The 17920-nt window shown below is 63.8% G+C and carries 15 protein-coding genes; 6 read left to right on the top strand and 9 right to left on the bottom strand.

What is annotated here, in order from left to right:
• Positions 1–533: 533 nt before the first annotated feature.
• The 3 genes from H7I87_RS25935 to H7I87_RS25945 are packed head-to-tail and all read right to left on the bottom strand — an operon-like array spanning position 534 to position 7327.
• Positions 534–3623 carry a BPTD_3080 family restriction endonuclease gene (locus tag H7I87_RS25935; protein WP_083071669.1) on the bottom strand — a complete coding sequence of 1030 codons (3090 nt, stop codon included), beginning with the start codon at positions 3621–3623 and terminating at the stop codon, positions 534–536.
• On the bottom strand, positions 3620–6571 hold the full coding sequence (locus tag H7I87_RS25940) for a DNA methyltransferase (protein WP_083071668.1): 2952 nt from the start codon (positions 6569–6571) through the stop codon (positions 3620–3622). The genes H7I87_RS25935 and H7I87_RS25940 overlap by 4 nt, the downstream gene beginning before the upstream one ends.
• Positions 6572–6616: 45 nt before the next feature.
• On the bottom strand, positions 6617–7327 hold the full coding sequence (locus H7I87_RS25945) for a hypothetical protein (RefSeq protein ID WP_083071667.1): 711 nt from the start codon (positions 7325–7327) through the stop codon (positions 6617–6619).
• 104 nt (positions 7328–7431) lie between these two features.
• Between H7I87_RS25945 and H7I87_RS25950 the strand changes: the two genes are divergently transcribed.
• Both H7I87_RS25950 and tnpB read left to right on the top strand, forming a co-directional pair.
• Positions 7432–8016 carry an IS607 family transposase gene (locus tag H7I87_RS25950; protein ID WP_083071666.1) on the top strand — a complete coding sequence of 195 codons (585 nt, stop codon included), beginning with the start codon at positions 7432–7434 and terminating at the stop codon, positions 8014–8016.
• Positions 8013–9665 carry an IS607 family element RNA-guided endonuclease TnpB gene (tnpB, locus tag H7I87_RS25955; RefSeq protein ID WP_083071665.1) on the top strand — a complete coding sequence of 551 codons (1653 nt, stop codon included), beginning with the start codon at positions 8013–8015 and terminating at the stop codon, positions 9663–9665. The genes H7I87_RS25950 and tnpB overlap by 4 nt, the downstream gene beginning before the upstream one ends.
• Before the next feature lie 124 nt (positions 9666–9789).
• Here the strand turns inward: tnpB and H7I87_RS25960 are convergent, their stop codons facing one another.
• Positions 9790–10224: a hypothetical protein gene (locus tag H7I87_RS25960; RefSeq protein WP_083071664.1), complete on the bottom strand. Its 435-nt coding sequence runs from the start codon at positions 10222–10224 to the stop codon at positions 9790–9792.
• A gap of 9 nt (positions 10225–10233) precedes the next feature.
• Between H7I87_RS25960 and H7I87_RS25965 the strand changes: the two genes are divergently transcribed.
• The 3 genes from H7I87_RS25965 (at position 10234) to H7I87_RS28890 (ending at position 12705) form a co-directional block, all read left to right on the top strand.
• On the top strand, positions 10234–10512 hold the full coding sequence (locus H7I87_RS25965; RefSeq protein ID WP_224164075.1) for a type II toxin-antitoxin system TacA family antitoxin: 279 nt from the start codon (positions 10234–10236) through the stop codon (positions 10510–10512).
• 1 nt (position 10513) lies between these two features.
• The gene (locus tag H7I87_RS25970; protein WP_083071662.1) at positions 10514–11029 is read left to right on the top strand and encodes a GNAT family N-acetyltransferase; all 516 of its coding nucleotides are present in this window, start codon (positions 10514–10516) and stop codon (positions 11027–11029) included.
• 110 nt (positions 11030–11139) lie between these two features.
• Complete coding sequence (locus tag H7I87_RS28890; protein WP_083071661.1) at positions 11140–12705, top strand: serine/threonine-protein kinase; 1566 nt, start codon at positions 11140–11142, stop codon at positions 12703–12705.
• 104 nt (positions 12706–12809) lie between these two features.
• On the opposite strand, the gene H7I87_RS25980 is transcribed toward H7I87_RS28890, so the two are convergent.
• From H7I87_RS25980 to H7I87_RS26000, 5 genes are all read right to left on the bottom strand, one after another.
• On the bottom strand, positions 12810–13202 hold the full coding sequence (locus H7I87_RS25980; protein ID WP_084253576.1) for a hypothetical protein: 393 nt from the start codon (positions 13200–13202) through the stop codon (positions 12810–12812).
• Between the two features lie 338 nt (positions 13203–13540).
• Positions 13541–14377 carry a nucleotidyl transferase AbiEii/AbiGii toxin family protein gene (locus H7I87_RS25985; RefSeq protein WP_083071659.1) on the bottom strand — a complete coding sequence of 279 codons (837 nt, stop codon included), beginning with the start codon at positions 14375–14377 and terminating at the stop codon, positions 13541–13543.
• Positions 14343–14543: a hypothetical protein gene (locus tag H7I87_RS25990; RefSeq protein ID WP_083071658.1), complete on the bottom strand. Its 201-nt coding sequence runs from the start codon at positions 14541–14543 to the stop codon at positions 14343–14345. The genes H7I87_RS25985 and H7I87_RS25990 overlap by 35 nt, the downstream gene beginning before the upstream one ends.
• On the bottom strand, positions 14543–15154 hold the full coding sequence (locus tag H7I87_RS25995) for a hypothetical protein (RefSeq protein ID WP_084047157.1): 612 nt from the start codon (positions 15152–15154) through the stop codon (positions 14543–14545). The genes H7I87_RS25990 and H7I87_RS25995 overlap by 1 nt, the downstream gene beginning before the upstream one ends.
• Before the next feature lie 209 nt (positions 15155–15363).
• Positions 15364–16599: an IS256 family transposase gene (locus H7I87_RS26000; protein ID WP_083071656.1), complete on the bottom strand. Its 1236-nt coding sequence runs from the start codon at positions 16597–16599 to the stop codon at positions 15364–15366.
• 392 nt (positions 16600–16991) lie between these two features.
• Here H7I87_RS26000 and H7I87_RS26005 point away from each other — a divergent pair, with 392 nt between their 5' ends.
• Positions 16992–17501 carry a helix-turn-helix domain-containing protein gene (locus H7I87_RS26005; protein WP_083071655.1) on the top strand — a complete coding sequence of 170 codons (510 nt, stop codon included), beginning with the start codon at positions 16992–16994 and terminating at the stop codon, positions 17499–17501.
• Positions 17502–17920: the final 419 nt, after the last annotated feature.

The raw sequence follows: 17920 nt of genomic DNA on the forward strand, positions 1-17920 counted from the left end.
CAGGCGAGCAGCCTGCTCCCGAAACTCCGGGGTGTACTTGCGACGCTTGCCCGACATACGGACATCCTTCCCGCGGGACCAACGGTCCCACCAGTCGGGTGTCCACCATCAGGGGTCAACCCCAACGGTTGACATGGACGGCATGGTCGGGTTCGCGCTCGAGCTTGAGGTCGTACCCCCGGCGTACTACGAGGAGGACATCCCCATCAAGTGAGCGTTCTTGAGTGCGGCGCACCACCGCGCATGGCGCGCCGCAAGGTTCGACAGGTTCTGGAGGGATGGAACGAAGGCTGGACCGCTGGCACCTCACGCTCGACCGCACACCGGTCGCGCCGAACCCACTACCCGCCGCATACACACCGGGCCGATAACACGCTCTGCCACTAGAGAGTGGGGTCTAGTCGACATCGGTAGGCCCTCATTCATTGCGCGTCACGAGCAGCGCCCGTCCGGGAAAACCCAAGGATGGGACTGGGGCTCAAGCCGACTCACGAGCGGCACACCGACGAACTCGTATAGAGGGCAACACACCGTCAGCCGCTCACGGTAGGAGAGCGGCTCTCCGCGAGGCCCTCAATTAGCGCTGGGATCTCGTTCATGTTGTGCACCAGTGCATATCGCCACTGGCCGTGACTGCCCTCGACGTTCACGGCTCGGACCCAGCGCTCGGCGGCTTGCGCCTTCACTTCCTCGAGCTCGTCGTGGCCCTTGGTCTCAAGGATGAGCGTCACGCCGTCGGTGAGCTTGACGAGGAAGTCCGGGAAGTATTCGTGGTCGCCGCCAGCGTTCAGGTACGGGATGGCGAAGCCGAGCCCTTGGTTCTTCACGAACGAGACGACATGCGGCGAGTGGTCGAGGTGGTAGGCGGCCGATGACTCCCACTTCGAGTCCTGCACAACGTAGTTGAGGTGAGAGTGCCCGATCTCCTTGACCTTCTTGACTGTCCAGAAGTCGACGTCGGCCGTTGAGCCGACGCCGCGCCGCTGCTCGTAGCGGGGGATCTCCGCGTCCTCGCCATCCGTCGCCGCGGGGTGGATCGCCTCAGTTAGCCGTTCGATCGTGTAGCCCCAGTAGGGCGAGAGAAAGACGTCGATTCGCTTCGTCTCGTCGTCGACGACGACGCGGTCGCGCACGAAGCGCTTGACGATCTCCAGCATTTGCGGGAAAAGGACCTGCGGCGGCGCCTCGCACTTATCTTGCTGGGAGTAGTGGCGGGTCAAAGCCGCTGCCATCTCGAACTCACGCTGCTGACGGGTCGCCGCATGCCGCCATTTTTCGAGGTCGAGTTTCACTGTTCCGCCGGGCTCCAGCAGCGAAGGGCGGCCGCGGTTGAGAAGTGTTGACTTGAGCTGGACCTCGTCGGGGATCTTCATCGGGTCGACACGCACTGACGCGATCGAGGGCCAAGCAATATCTACTCGGTTGCGGATCCGCTGCTGGTATCCCTCGACGCGAGGGAACTGGATCTCGAGCTGCGCACGAGCGGCGAGCGCCTGCACGTGGTTCTGTCGCGCCGGCGGCGGCTTCGGCCCCTTGCGTTGCTTGAACGGTACGACCTCGAAGGGGACACCGAGGATCTGCGCGACCTCTTCGCTGAATTTGCCTTCCTCGGTCAGGTCGTAGCTTGCCCGCCGCAATCCGCGGCCGACGACCTGCTCACACAGCAGCTGCGACATAAATGGACGCAGCCCAATAATGTGCGTGACCGTGTTGCAGTCCCAGCCCTCGGTGAGCATTCCGACGCTGACGATGCAGCGCACATCCCTGCCGGGCGGGTGCAGCGGCCGGTCGAGCTTACGCGCCAGGTCCTCGAATTCCTCCGGGTAGACCGGCCTTCCCTGGGGGTCCTTGGGCCACTCGCGTTTACCCACGGTGTCGAGCGTGAACCTCATCCATCGGGACTCGTCGTTCTTCGCACCCTCGACGTCGGTCTCGCCGATCACCTTCGAGTCGACGCGGATTGTGTTCACCTTGCCGTTCTTGTTGCGCAGCTCGGCGATGTTGGCGGGCGGGATCCCTTCGGGCGGTTTCCCTTCGGCGAGCCAGTCGTAGATCACGCTGGCGAGCCGCGTGTTCTTGCAGACGAGGATGAACACGGGCGGGCGTTCTTCGTCGCTCTGCGCCCAGTCCTGCCGCTCTGCCTCCCAGGCGCCTGCAACCAGCCGGATCGGATGCTCGGCGAATCGCAGCACGGCCTCAGGCTTGGGGTTCGCTCGGCGGCCGCCTCGCTCGGCACCGGAGAGCTTGCTCATGATCCAGCGCCAGATGTTGAAGTAGGCGGCTTGCTCCTCGCCCGACGCGTCTGAGACTGCGAGCTGCGGGATCTTCACCAGCCCCGACTCGATCGCGTCGGTCAGCCCGAAATCGCTGACGACCCAAGGGAAAACCTTGTTCGTGTCGTCGCCTGCCCGCGCTAGGAAGTACGGAGTCGCAGAGAGGTCGACGCAGAAGTTGATCCGGCGGTGCTTATGGATCCGGTCGAGCCCGTCGATCCAGATAGTGGACTCGTACGCGAGCTCCTCCTCAAGCTCCTCGTTTGTCGCCTCCGCGTCCTCTTCTGCGGTTCCTGCACCGCCCTGCCGGATTCGATAGGCGTGGTGCGCTTCGTCGTTGAGTACGAGGATGTTTTGTTTTCCGCCGACCTCGTGCCCGAGCAGTCGCTGCATCAGCCGGGCGTCGCTCTCGACGTAGCGGGTTTCCTCGACGAGGATTTCAGGCTTCGCCGGGCGGCGATCCTCGACCATGCGCATGTCCATCCTCGGATCGGCCAGGGCGATCGCCAGCGCGTCTTCGGTCATGTAGCGACCGCCGCGGCCAGAGGTCGTCTTGGCGCCGATCTTGATCGTGGCCGTGATCCGCTCTGGCTGGCCGAGCTTCTGCACCTTTGCCCCGGCGCTCATTCCTTTGCGCTCAAACTCGTGCCAATTCTTGACCAGCACGCGGCCGCGTCGCAGTGAGGTCATCAGGTCAGGGGGAACCAGGTCGCGCGTCCGGTAGATCGACGCCTCGCCTGTTGCCGGGTCGAGCTCGCCGAGGCGGCCCTTGATCGTGAGGTTCGGACATACGACGAGCACGACGTCGGAGAAACGCGCGTCGCCGCGAGCGGCGACCTTGTTGAGGATGCTCCAGGCGATCACCATCGCCATCACCGTCGTCTTGCCGCTACCGGTCGCCATCTTGCAGGCGTAGCGGCGGAACGGCTCAACGCCAGTCGGCACGTCGTCGGGCGGCACATCGATCCCCTGAAGCAGATCCGAGCGCGCCTCCTGCAGGAAGATGATCGTCTCGGCCGCCTCGAGCTGGGCGAAAAAGAGAGGCTGTTGCCGCTCCCGCCGCCAGTAACGGAGCAACTCAAGCGTCGTGCGTGTCGCGCCCGGGTAGCCGAGTTCGCGCCACTGGACGAGCCGCTCGCGGATCAGGTTGACGACCTCGAGCTCCTGCCACGTCCCGCGCGCGGGCGCGCCAGACTCCGGTGGCGGCGCCTTTGGGTCGCGATAGAAATAGCCAGCTGGACGGCGACCCGAGACGCGCCTTGGCTCCTGCCCGGCCTCGATCCGCCAGTGTTCGGCCGGCTCGTGGAACGGCCCGTTGAGGATGGGTTGCTCGACCTCGAAGGCGCTCACTGGGCCTCGTCCAAAGACTTCACGACGAGCAGCTCATTGCCGCGGTCGTCGATCACCTTGACGGCCACCCGCCGGTTCTCGCCAGCGGTGAAAGGTGCGCTCGTCGTTCCGGCGAGGTGGTCCCAGACGGCGTCGTCGTACTCTCCCTTGAGCGCCTTCTTGAGGCTGTCCCAGGCGCTCGTGCGCGGGAAGAATGCCTGCGAGACGTGGAACGAGAGTTCGTTCCAATCGGTGTCGAGGAACCAGGCCGGCACGTCGCCGCCGCCCCGATGGCGGACCTCGAAGGTGGTCGGGTCGAAAGTGTCGAGGCCGAGTAGCTCGACCTCGTAGCGCTCCGACCCGCTTGCCTCCTGGGGCCCGAGCTTGCGGATCGCGATGTCGGGGAGGCCTGCGACGGAGAAGAGCTGGCTTGAGCGTGTCGTCTTGAGTAGGTCTCCCATCACGAGGTCCGGCGTTGCCTGGATGTAGGTGACCGGGATCCCGACCATCTGCTCTGCTTTCGCCACGAACTCTCGCGCGTTCGGTTCGATGGCGAACCCGATCAGGAGCAGGTGATCGAAGTGCTTCATATGGGCTTCCGTGACGGCCTCGTAGACTAGCTTTTCGCTGATCGCCCCGTTTTCCGGACCGAACATGATTGCAGCCGAAGCGCCATCCGGGTCGAGGCAGGCCTCCGCGGAGAGGTAGAGCGACCGCGCGGGCGGCTTGACGTTGTGTAGCGTGAGCGACATGTTCCCGCCGAGCTGTAGCACCGGGTTTCGCCGCAGCGCCTCTAGCATCCGGTCGATGTAGCCCTCGTCATTCGGTGCGCCGACGTCGTCGGAGCCGTCCTCGTCGATGTCGACCGGCGTGGGGATCGTCGCCTCGACCACGAATGGCCCGGTCACGCGGGTGATTTTCTTGTCGACCTCTGGCCGGTCTGCGAGCACCTCCTCTGCGGGCGGCTCGTTACTTGCGATCGACTTCAGGGTCACGTGTGGGACGATCCCGCCGACCTCCTCGCCCTTCGAGTTCCGCCTCCTCTTGTAGACGAAACCACCCGCCGGGCCGCGCCCCGGGTCCTGCAGTTCGTAGTACGGGAACGTTGCAGTCAAGAGCCGCTGCCGCGCGAGAGCGAGTGGAACACGTGAGGTGTCGATGGTGATCCAGCGCCGGCCCCAGTGCTCAGCGACGTAGGCCGTGGTGCCGGAGCCACAGGTCGGATCAAGCACGAGGTCGCCGGGGTTGGTCGTCATAAGGATGCAGCGCTGGACCACTTTCGTGCTCGTCTCAACGACGTAGCGCTTATCCGACGTGAAGCCTGCGATGACGGTGTCGTCCCAGAGATCGTCATGCGACATCGCGGGGAAGTCGTCCTGATAACGGACGTAATAGAGCCCGCCATCAGTCGCCTGCAGGCGGCCCGCCGCCTTGAGCGCCTCCATGCCCTTCTCGTTCGTCTTCCAGCGACTGCGCTCGCTCGGAAGCCACGAACGCCCGTCAAGCTCGACCGGAAACCAGCTCGCCGCGCCGAGACCCTTCTTGCGCCCCATGCTCTGGCTCTGCAGATTATCGAGCCTGTATGCCCTGGCCCCAGTGGGAAGAGGTGCCGTCCCAGCGCGTTCTTCCGGAGTCAGTCGACGCCTGTCGCCGTTAGATAGCTCCACCCATGAGTACGCGCCGGCGTCGGTCGGGCTCCACTCCTTTGGCCGGAAGACTTCGTTGAACTTCAGCCTGTTCCGATCGCGTGCGTAGAACAGCAAGAAGTCGACCGAGCCTGGCAGGAATTCGCCGGTCGAGCCGGTTGTCTTCCGAAATGTGATCTGACTGATGAAGTTCTCAACGCCGAAAACCTCGTCGAGGACTTCACGGACGTGGTGGACGTTCTCGTTGCCGATCTGCACGAAAAGAGCCCCCGTCGGACTCAGCAAGTCGCGCGCGAGCTGGATGCGGTCGCGTAGATACGTGAGGTACGAGTGCAGTCCGAGTTCCCATGTATCTCGGAAAGCTTTGACCATCTCGATCTCGCGGGTCATTGACGCGTCGTCACCATCACGTACATCGCGGTTTCTGACGAACGGCTGGAAGTTGGACCCGAATTTCACGCCGTACGGTGGGTCGATGTAGATCATCTGCACCTGCCCGGAGAGGCCTTCGTACTCCAGTAGCGAGTTCATCACGACGAGCGAGTCGCCAAGGATCAGCCGGTTCGTCCAGCCGCCCTTGTGCTCGTAGGCAGCGAGCTGCTGGTGGATCGGCAGCTGGGGGTCGGCGAAGAGCTGGAGCTCCATCTGTCGGTCCCGCTCGTGGGCCTTGAGCGTCTCGAGGATCGCTTTGGTCGAGAGCCGCTCATGTACGAACAGCGGAAGTGTCGGCACGTCGAAGGACATGCGCTCAGCTTTGCCGGCCCAGTCGAGGAACGGCTTCGAGATCCGCTTCAGCGCTTCAACAGCATCGCTGAGCCCGGCAATCTTAAGTCCGTCGTAGGAGTGCGGTGAGTCGAACCGGTGCGGCGGGTCGAGCCGGGCGGCCTCCTCGATCTGCGAGAGCAGCCACTCGCCGAGCTCGCGCGCGTGGTTCTTCCCGTCCCAGTCGAGCGCGGGCGAGAGGGAGTCGTCGTACAGATACCGCTTGGGCTCACGACGCTTCTTGAACTGTGCCTGCGTTCCCGCCTCCGGGCGTAAAACGGCCTGCTCATTGTGCTGGTAAACCTCGGCACGCTTAGGGGTCTTCACCGCCCGTTTCGCCACGCTTGGTCTCCTCCTATCAGATACGCCGGCGCCGGTATCGGCGTTGAACAACTCTAAGAGGGCGGCGCGTTGGCTTGCCGTGGGAACAGCTTTTCCGGTCTCCCAGTTCGAGACGAGCACCTGATGTGCGCCCACGCGGTCGCCGAGCTCGGCCTGGCTCAAGGCGAGCCTCTTTCGGTTCTCCCGAATCTGCTGACGAGTCAGCCTGCGTATCGCCATGCGTACACTTCCTGCCGCGCTCGATGAAGTCTGGAGTCATTGTGCCTATGAAAGACCGTGTAGCGAGGCAGTCAGATCGGCGACTTCAACGCCGATCGCCGAGGCCAGTGCTGCTACGACTTCGGGTGGTGGTGCGGCCGGTGTTCGTGGGAAGGTCATGCCGGTGGGTAGCCCTTCGGCGAGCATGGACGCCGGGGTGCTTAGCATGCTGCGTTTGGTGAAGACCCGCCAGATGCGGGTAGTGGATTCGGCGATCGCCAAAGTGGCCTTGTGGCACAGGAGGACGCAGCTGCCCCGATCGCCGCGCGCAATCACGGCGTAACGATCGGTGTGCCTGTCGATCAGTGTGCCGATGCGGGCGGCGTAGCGGCGTGGTTGGGCAGATCCACAATCGGCCACCCAGACACCATCGACGATGTTGGCGTCGATCCCGTCGGAATTGAGCGCCGCGCGCAGCCGGGCATGTGGATCATCGCGGGCAGCGCCAGCCAACGCGATGACCGCTTCGACTTCTCCTCGGTCGGCCGCGCGGCTGTAGGTCTGGGTGGGTTGATAGAGGTAGTGATCGATCAGATCTGGGTCGGCATGAGTGGCCCACTTGCCGATCGCGTCCCAGGTGTGTTGAAGCGTAAGGTCTTCGGGTCTTCCGCCGTGCAGTGTGGCGTCTTGGCCTAAGAGGGCGAGCCCGACCGCGACTAGGCCGCCGACGTAGGCGTGGCCGCGCTCGGGCATGTCGTCGGCGTCGGTGGGCGGCATTGCGGTGAGGACCTCGGCGAAACTATCGGCCCAGTCGTCGTGGGGCTCGAGCTGTTGCGTGTTGAGTGTGTTTTAGTGTGCGTTGGTGTGTTCTAATCGGTGCTGTGAATCTTGCGGATTGGGCGGAATCGGTTGGGGTGAATCGTCATACCGCCTATCGCTGGTTTCGGGAGGGGACGCTTCCGGTTCCCGCTGAGCGGGTCGGTCGGCTGATTTTGGTCAAGGCCGCCGGCGCAGCATCGGCATCGAGCGGTGGCGTGGTGGTGTACGCGCGGGTCTCCAGTCATGATCAGCGCGCTGATCTGGATCGCCAGGTTGCCCGGTTGAGCGCGTGGGTGACCGGGCAGGATTTGACGGTGAAGCAGGTGGTCACCGAGGTGGGATCTGGCCTGAATGGTAAGCGGCCCAAGCTGCGGCGAATCTTGTCCGACCCGGATGCGAAGGTGATCGTCGTGGAGCATCGGGATCGGTTGGCCCGGTTCGGGGTCGAACACCTCGAGGCGGCATTGTCGGCGCAGGGTCGGCGCATCGTGGTCGCCGATCCCGGTGAGACGACCGATGATCTGGTGCGCGACATGATCGAGGTCCTCACCTCGATGTGTGCCCGGTTGTATGGGCGCCGTGGTGCCCGTAACCGGGCGATGCGCGCGCTGACGGCGGCCAAGCGTGAACCGGGTGCGGCCGCATGATTGCCAGGATGCGCACCTGCAAGCAGGCCACGAGGGTGGCCGAGCTGACCGGTGGTGTGCAGCTTGCCGGCAAGCCGAAACCCGATGGGACACAAACATTGTCCCGGTATGTGGATGTCGGCGCGGATTTTGAGCCGCACCGGGCTGTGGTGGAGTCGGTGTCCGTGTTGTTCGACCTGTATGACGGGGACGCCGACGGGTATGCGGCCAGCGGTTCGCCCGGCGAGCCACTGCCCACCGGGTGGATGGTGACAGCGGTCAAGTTCGAGGTCGACTGGCCCACCGACCCTGACCGCGCGGCGTTGGTGCGCTCGCATTTCGGTGCCCGGCGCAAGGCGTTTAACTGGGGTTTAGCCCAGGTCAAGGCCGACCTCGACGCCAGCCGGACCGACCCGGCGCATGAGTCGGTGGACTGGGACTTGAAGTCGCTGCGGTGGGCCTGGAATCGGGCCAAAGACACAGTCGCCCCGTGGTGGGCCACCAATTCCAAGGAGTGCTACTCGTCGGGTTTGGCCGATCTGGCCCAGGGACTGGCCAATTGGAAGGCCAGCAAGAACGGCACCCGTCAAGGCCGCCGCGTCGGGTTTCCCCGCTTCAAATCCGCCCGCCGCGACGCCGGCCGGGTCCGGTTCACCACCGGAACCATGCGCCTCGAGGATGATCGGCGCACCATCACCGTGCCGGTGATCGGCGAGCTGCGGTCCAAGGAGAACACTCGCCGCGTGCAGCGCCACCTCGCCGGCGGGCGCGCGCAGATCCTCAACATGACGCTGTCGCAGCGGTGGGGCCGGTTGTTCGTGTCGGTCTGCTACGCGCTGCGCACCCCGATCAGCCCGCCGGTCGTGGCCCAGCCGACTGTGCGCGCCGGCGTCGACCTCGGGGTGCGCACCTTGGCGACGGTCGCCACCATCGACACCACCACCGGCGCCGAAACAATTGTCGAGTACCCGAATCCGGCCCCGCTCAAGGCGACGCTTGCCGCTCGCCGGCGGGCCGGGCGTGAACTTTCCCGCCGCATCCCCGGCTCCCACGGTCACCGAACAGCGAAAGCCAAGCTGTCCCGGCTGGATCGACGGTGCGTGCATCTACGACGGGAAGCAGCCCACCAACTCACCACGCAGTTGGCGGGCTCATATGGCCACATCGTCGTCGAGGACCTCGATGTGGCCGCGATGAAACGCAGCATGGGTCGGCGCGCCTACCGGCGGGCAGTCTCTGATGCTGCGATGGGATTGGTGGGGCCGATGCTGGCCTACAAGACCACCCGGCATAGCAGCACCCTGACTGTGGCGGACCGCTGGTTTGCTTCCAGCCAACTGCACCATGGTTGCACCGCACCGGACGGCACGCCGTGCCGCCTGGAAGGTAAGGGCCGCATCGACAAGAACCTGGTGTGCCCGAACACCGGTGTCGTTGTCGATCGCGATCGCAATGCTGCGCTCAATCTCCGTGACTGGCCGGATGACGCCAGTTGTGGTCCAGTCGGGACCACGGCCCCATCGGCACCCGGGCCAACCACACCGGTTGGTACAGGCCATGGCGCGGACGCCGGAGCATCCGGCGCCGGCGGAGCATCCGTAAGACCCCGCCCACGCGGGGCCGGACGCGGCGAGGCCAAAACCCCAACCCCGCAAGGGGATGCCGCATGAGTGCAACTCAAACACACTCAACGGCAACGGTTTCGAGTGCGGGAAGAACGACAGCGGCCACTTCGCCGAGAAACCCTGGTAGCTGTTCCATGCCGCGCAGACGGTTGACTGGCGCAGGCCGCGGTCAGGCGGGAATCGTGTCGAGGAGATGTTCCCATTCCCTGCGCACCAGCCGCGGGATGCGCAAGTGGGGCCACAGCTTTCGGAGTAGGTCGGCGTTGATCCACTTTTGCACGTCGGCTTCGCGGCCGCTTGCGAGGACCGCGCTGTACGCGGCTACGGCTTCGTCCCTGTCGGCGAGATCGAACAGATGTCGTCCTCGCCATGCGATACGGTTTGGCAATTCGATCACGCCGGTTGCGGGTCCTTGTAGCTCGTCGAGGCGATCCGGCACTGCGAACGGGCGATAGAGCCGTTCTGGCAGCATGTCGCGCTGTGTCACGGTGCGCATGATCTCCTCCTTCCGTGCCAGGATCGAGTCTATCGCCGCATGCCCGTGGATGCCGAAACCGACGTTGGCAGACGTCCCGGCCTTGACAGACTGATCGTGTACTGCCATTGTGAGCACATGACTTCCATGAAGGACGATCGGTTGCAGCTGCGCGTCGATGCCGCCGCTAAGCGGCGACTGGAGCAGGCTGCAAGTGAGGCGCATCTCACTGTCACGGCGTTCGTGCTGCAGGCCGCCAACCGCGCGGCTGACGACCTGCTCGCCGAACGGCCAGTCATCCACCTCACCCCCGATGCTGTGGCCGCTTTCTCCGAAGCACTGAACCGCCCCGCGCAGGTCAATGAGCGGCTAGCGAAAGCATTGCAGCGGCCGGCAAAGTTCACCTGGCTTGCCTGAGGTGCAGTTCCACCGACCCGCCCTGCTCGACCCACACAAGCACCACCGCGACGAATTCGCCTCTGGTGAAGCACCATTGGACCTGTGGCTGCGTCAATATGCGGGCCAGAACCGCCGCGGCAACACAGCGGCGGTGTGGGTGATTACTACCGCCGACCACAACGTCGTCTGTTATGCCACCTTGTCGATGACCGCTGTCGATCGCTCGGCCAGCCCCAAACCTCTGGGCAAGGGTGCGCCGCAGCAGGTTCCTGCGCTGCTGATCGGTCGACTAGCAACGGACACGCGCGTGGCTGGACTTGGTCTTGGTACTGAGATGGTCAAGCACATCCTGGCAACGGCCGCCGAACTGAATATCAAGGCAGCTTGTCGGGCTGTCGTTGTCACCGCGCTCAACGCCGACGTGTTCCGCTGGTGGCAGCGCTTCGGATTCGAACCGTTCGATCCCGACGACATGGCCAACCTAGACCTCTATCTATTAACCAAAGACATTGCGGCCACTCTCGCTAACCTGTAAGAACCTGCGAGCCCAAGCGGCGCCACGAAGAGACCGAGGTTGTAGTCGCCGGCCGCGGCGCGCGCGCGACGGACGCCGGAGGCGAACCAGCTTGGGTTAGGCTCCGAAACATGCCGTTGGCCAGCGGTTCTGAATTTGCAGGCTTCACGATTGTGGACCTGCTGGGGGCCGGTGGCATGGGTGAGGTCTACCTTGTCGAACACCCACGGCTGCCGCGGCGCGAAGCGTTGAAGATATTGCCTGCTGAGGTGTCGGCTGACGCCGAGTTCCGGGCGCGCTTCACGCGAGAGGCTGATCTGGCGGCCGCGTTGTGGCATCCGCACATCGTCGGGGTGCACGACCGTGGGGAATGCGACGGGCAGTTATGGATCTCCATGGACTACGTGGATGGAACCGACGCCGGCCGTTTACTTGGCAAGAAATTTCCGGCGGGAATGCCGCCCGACAATGCGCTCGCTATCGTCGTGGCGATCGCTGAAGCGCTCGACTATGCCCACGAGCACGACCTACTGCATCGCGACGTCAAGCCCGCCAATATCCTGCTCACGCAACCATCAACTGGTACTGGGCGAATCATGTTGGCTGATTTCGGAATAGCCCGACGCGTCGACGACGTCAGCGGTCTGACAGCCACCAATATGACGGTCGGAACTATCACTTATGCTGCCCCCGAGCAGTTAACAGGCAGGCCGCTCGACGCGCGCGCGGATCAGTACTCGCTGGCAGCCACAGCGTATCGGCTGCTCTGTGGAGCGCCTCCATTTGCGCACTCGAACCCTGCCGCGGTCATCGGTTGTCACCTCAATTCGCCTCCGCCCAGGCTCCGCGATGCGCGGCCCGACCTGGGTTCACTTGACGCGGCGATTTCTCGGGCGATGTCGAAGCAGCCCGGCGACCGCTACGAGCGTTGTCAGGATTTCGCCGCGGCGCTGCGCAGCTCGTGGGAACCGCAACGCGATACCGCGGGGACGGTGATGTGGGGTCCGGGCCTGGAGACGGAGCGGGCGTCGCCGGGGCCAGCGAACGTGATGGCCGCAACGCTGCCCCCGCCTGTTCATGGCAGCACGGGGCGCAGTCATTCAAACGGCAAAGACGTGGCGATAGTCGCGGGCGCACTGGGTGTGGTGGCGATTGTCGCAACCATTTTGATCGGACTCGTGCTGGTCACCAAGCATTACCACAGCGCCAGCAGTGTATCGGAGCAACAGCCCTATCTCTCCTCTACCGTGCAGCCATGGACACCGAGCACGACGACAACACAGCCGTCGTTGCCTACTGTCGAGTCCAGCCAACCACCCCCTATACCCCCCGGGCCCCAACCTTATTGGGACGGGATCTGGCTACGTGACTACTGGGAGTCACCTGGTGACTGCGACTCCCCACATACCTATTGGGTGGTACAGCCCGGCGATAACGGTCTAGCGCAGTTGAAAATTGGGTGCTTCCCTCAAACCTGGATCGACAATCTCAACAACAAAGGTCACGCTCTGTCGTGGTGGAAAGCAGTCATCTTCGCTGTCTGGGACCCCGCCCGGATAATGACCGAATACAACAAGCATGGCGACCTGCAAATGATCGGGCTAGATCGGTCATGCTTAGCCAGAGCAGGTATCACCGAATTTCACGAGGGCCCTATACATGACGACTGCTTGATCAAACCAAGTCTTCGTTCCTGATGCAGCGGGCGTAGCGGATTTCATTCAGCGCCAACCCGTGATCGATCGATCCAAGCGTGGCAAGACGGATGTCAACGGGGTGGCCGAGCTCGAAGGCCGAGCCGTCAGGTGGCGCTGGCGCCCGGGCTTCGCGGCCCAAGGCTCATCTCATCGACGTAGGCGTGATACTTGTTGTTCCAGACCTCGGCTTCGAACGCATCTGTGCCGTTCGGCTTGCGCGCGTCGTCGGTGTTTCGAAGTTCTATCGCTACCCTCAACGCCGCGACGTGGTGGACAAGCGCCTCCTCGACGAATTGTCGCAGCAATTCATCCCGTTGCGCTCTGATGTCCTCGGCCGGCTGCGCACCGGGAATCGCCGGCGCCTGGTCGAGTCTCTCCAACAGCCTTTGACTGGCCGCCAGGATCTTCATTTGATCGGCCATGACGCCGACGACGCCTTCAATCGCCTTAGGGGGGTCCATGAAGAATTCGGCCCATTTGCCAGTACTCGGCGTCACCAGACCCAGGGTAGCGGGGCTCGAGCGCCAAGGAGGACTCGGCGCCGTCGGCCGCGCATGGCGGGCAGTGATCGCCCATTTTCGTGGGATCGAAAGCGGGCAATCGCGGCTGAATACCTGGCTGATTGAAGGCCCCGCCGGGGCGGACGCCAGCGGAATCGACTAGTGATCACCGTGGCCACCGCCGCAGCGGAAAGCGATCGGTGAACACTAAAGAGATGACTCGGTAATTGATTGTGGATCTTGAGGTTCCAGAGTCGCGTGATGATTGAGCTGCGGTTGTTCTCGACGCCCGCGGCGGACCTGGACCCCAGACACGTCACTATGGGCCGAGTTGGTCATAGCAGTGCAGCGTGGGTTGCGATGGCGGCTATGCAGTCTTCGAAGCTGGGGCGGACGCCGTACACCAGGGCCATCGCCGCGTTGTAGCCCCGCTTGAGGGCTTCGCGGCTGGGGTGCGACGGGTCCAGTAGTGGACTGTGAACGTATCCGCCGTCAGGTCGTGGGGTGAAGCTGAAGGCTGCGGCGCGGCTGTGTTCGTCGATGTCAGCGCACAATTGCACGACGCCCTCGCGGCCGATCGCCTCGAGTTCTGCTGTGACGTCGGGACAGGCGAGCAGTTGGTGGGTGTCGTAGACGTGCCGTCCTGACTTCAGCAGCCGCTGCTCGCCCTCCTGCTCCGAACGTGACGCGGCGTCGTGAAGGAGGGCGAGCTTTTCGAGCAGCGTCCGAGTTGGAGCGAGGACTTCTACCGCGACAGGGGCGAATTCGTCCCACGCCTCAGGTGATTCGCCCAGTTGGTCGATTGCGTACTCGGCGATCATCGACCGCAACTGGTGTTGTTGGGTGGGATATGTGCCACCACGACAACCCATTTCCAGTAGCACGCCGGAACTCAGCGGGCCGTAGTCGGGGACGGCTGATCCGGGATAGTGGTAGCGCACGTTGCGTTTGATGCCGGTGGTGGCTGCCTCGTGTATTACGTGCGCGGCATCTAAGCGCAGATGGTCGGCCACGGCATCGCGAATGGCCTTGAGTACCTTGTCTTTCGCGCCGATGCTGGCGTCCACGTTGGGGAATCGCACGAGGAGATCGACGTCCTCCGAGAACCGCTCGATCAGTTTGTAGACACTGCTTAGGCTAGTGCCGCCCTTTAAAGACCGCGCCGACCGGATGCTCGCTGCCGTCTCTGGCGGTTAGCGTGCGCGGAGCCGTGGCAGCCCGCAGCACTTCGGTAACCCAGAAGTCCTTCTCGAGGAAGATCGGGTCGAGCGCGCGGGCCGCAGCAGCGGCGCCGATAAGTCCCTGCAGGTCCTGCGGGCGGTCGCGCAGCAGTGCCATCAGGCTCGCACGCCGCGGCCGCGCAGATCCTCGATGAGGTGGCTGAAGTGCTTCCTGGCCGCTGGGGACCGTTCGCCGTCAACGGCGTCACCGACACTTTGCAGGCGTACCCGGCCATCCCGGACAGCCTGATCCGCGGCGTCGACGAGGGCGTCCCAGCCGTCATCGACGGTGTATTCCCAGTCGCCACGCAGCAATTCCAGCAGCGCAACCTCTGTCCACTTGAGGTCGCGGCGGCGCATGTTGTTGCGCTTGGACACCTTCACGCCATGCACAGTGGGCACCGGGCCGGCGACACTGAAGGTCGGCTCTGCCGGGACTTGAGTGGTCAGCCCGAATGTCCGTGCAGCGGACACACCCGCTGGTCCGGCGCCGACGGGGCCGAGCACCTGCACGGCGATCTGTTCAGCCGTCGGGCGGGACATCCCGTAACGACTCTTGGCACCTTTGAAATAGAGGCCCTTGAGGACCGGTACCAGGTCGCCCGCCTTGTGTGCGCGTGACACCGCGCAGCTGGCAGCGGCCCGGCTACCGGGCAGGTCATCGACCCGCACAAAGCTGCCAGCGGGCACCTCAGCAAGCGCCGCGCCTGGAGTCTTAACCGCATTCATGACATCAAAGTGTACCGAGATTCAGTCATACGGGAAAGGAGAGACACTCTGACCAGGCGAAACGCTACCGTAGACACGACAACGAGGCGATGTCCGACCTAACGGCCCGTGCGGTGGCCCCGTTTGCCCATCGGCCATCACTCTGCGGCGAGGGTCAAGTCCAGGGACGTGGTGTATGACGTCGTCGTGTGATTCTTCGAGTTAGTGGTTCAGGCGGTCAGTGCCGCCGGGGTGTCCTCCTGTTCTGTTGATGGCGTGTGGTCGGCGCGGGATTTGCTGAGGACCTCGAGTCCGAGGTAGCGCCGCGATTCGGCCCATTCGTCGTGTTGTTCGGCCAGTACGGCGCCGACGAGGCGGATCAGGGCGTTGCGGTCGGGGAAGATGCCGACAACGTCGGTGCGACGTCGGATCTCTTTGTTGAGCCGTTCCTGGGGGTTGTTCGACCAGATCTGGCGCCAGATCTGTTTGGGGAAGGCGGTGAACGCCAGCAGGTCGGTGCGGGCGTCCTCCAAGTGCGCGGCGACCTTGGGCATTTTGTCGCCCAGTGCGTCGATCACCCGGTCATATTGGGCTGCAACGGAGTCGGCGTCAGGCTGGTCGAACACCGAGTGCAACAAGGTGCGCACCCACGGCCAAGAGCTCTTGGGAGTAACCGCCATCAGATTGGTTGTGTAATGGGTGCGGCACCGCTGCCACGACGCTCCAGGCAAAGTGGCACCGATCGCGTTGACCAGCCCGGCGTGGGCATCCGAGGTGACCAGTCGCACCCCGCCCAGACCGCGGGCGGTCAACGATCGCAGGAACGTCAACCAGCCGGCCCCATCCTCGGCGGTGGTGACGTCAATACCCAGAATTTCGCGGTAGCCCTCGGCGTTGACCCCGGTCGCGATCAGGGCGTGCACGTTGACCACCCGGCCGGCCTCGCGCACTTTGAGCACCAGGGCGTCAGCAGCCATGAACGTGTACGGGCCGGCATCCAGCGGTCGAGTCCGGAAGGCTTCCACAGCGGCGTCGAGTTCTTTGGCCATCACCGACACCTGAGACTTCGACAGCGACGTGATCCCCAGGGTCTCGACGAGTTTGTCCATCCGCCGCGTCGACACCCCCAGCAGATAGCAGGTGGCCACCACCGTGGTCAGCGCCCGCTCAGCGCGTTTGCGGCGTTCCAGCAGCCAGTCCGGAAAGTACGAGCCGTGGCGCAGCTTGGGGATCGCAAGATCCAACGAGCCTGCCCGGGTGTCGAACTGGCGCTGCCGATAGCCATTGCGCTGATTCGTGCGCTCGGCGCTGCGCTGGCCATATCCGGCACCACACAGGGCGTCGGCTTCTGCACCCATCAGGGTATGGATGAACGTCGCCAACAACTCGCGCAGCACGTCGGGGTGGCAGCTAGTGAGTCGTTCGGCCAACACGGCGGGCAGGTCGATATCGTGGGCAGTGGTCATCGCGTGTATTCCTTTGCTCGAGTGACTTTGACGGGTCTCTCGAAGAATCACGCGATGACCTTCAATCACTCGGCTACGACACGCCGGGCCCAACGATCAACCCCGACTCGTACACCACTCTGCTGGACGCAACCGCGGCGAGTAAGTGTTGGCCCAGGCCTCGGGACCGAGGTGGCTTTGGCACTGGGGAAAGAATCGGTCGACGATCGCCCACACCTCCCCGTCGTGGTGACGCAAAGGTGGCGCGGTTCTTCAGTGATCGGCCTCGTCGCGCGTTGACCGGCCGGCCAGGGCCGACTTTCATCGCCAACAAGTGATCGGTTGGGGCCCCAACGCCCCAACAGCGAAGCAGGTCACTTGTGTTTTTGGTGGATACTGCCTAGCTTGGTGGTATGCGTGACGAGACCCTTCTGCGTACTGGTGAGGCCGCCAGGCGACTTGGTGTGTCTCGGCAACACATCGTCGACCTCTGTAATCAAGGGCAGCTGCCCTGCGTCATGGTGGGCACCCACCGCCGAATCCCCGAGCGCGCCGTGACCAACAAACTCACAGCTACGACCCAGGGGGCTTCCCGACACAACGGTGCGCAGCTGTCCATGTGGCTGCATGCCGCGTTGATTCCGCGCCTGCTCCAAGACCCGGACGTGGTGATCGGCAAAGCCCGTGCAAATCTGGCGCAAGGTCGGGCCTCGGGAGCTATCGACATTCACAGCGCGCCATATGCGCGTGAATGGGAAGCAATCTTGGATGCTGGCGTGGGACGCATCATCGCAGTTCTGCTCGATCCATCCGATCATGCGACGACGCTTCGTTCCTGCACGCCGTTTGCCGGGGTTCTGCCCCAGGACGAGGTTCGTGCGATTAAGAAGGCGTGGCGCGAAGAACGTAAGCGAGCGGCGTGAGACGCCAGCGGCTTGCCCATATTCTGCGGGCCTATTACGCGCTGGACCATTGCCACGTAACACAACACGTGTCACTCGATGGCTGGAGGCCTACCTGCAGCACCAGTCTGGCGGCGAATCACTCAGCACTAAGCCTTGAGAGAGAAAAAGCCCCGCCTGGTTGGGGAAGCCGAAAGCTCTAGCCCTGGCGGGGACTGTTGCGCCTACGTTAGCAGCCGAAACGCACGTTGGGCAAAAGCGGGACCGTGACCCCGCGCGACCCGCGATGTCGGCGAACTTTGTTGCGCCATCTTGGTGTTCGTTCTTTTCGATATGGGGCACTTCCAGTCTGGGCAGGCGGCCTCGTGTTTATCTGTCACTGGTGAATTCGCGATCGACCATTCGTCCGAGAAACGCGTCCGCAAGATCGACACCTAGAT

Source organism: Mycobacterium timonense (assembly GCF_025821985.1).
Classification (GTDB): Bacteria; Actinomycetota; Actinomycetes; order Mycobacteriales; family Mycobacteriaceae; genus Mycobacterium; species Mycobacterium avium.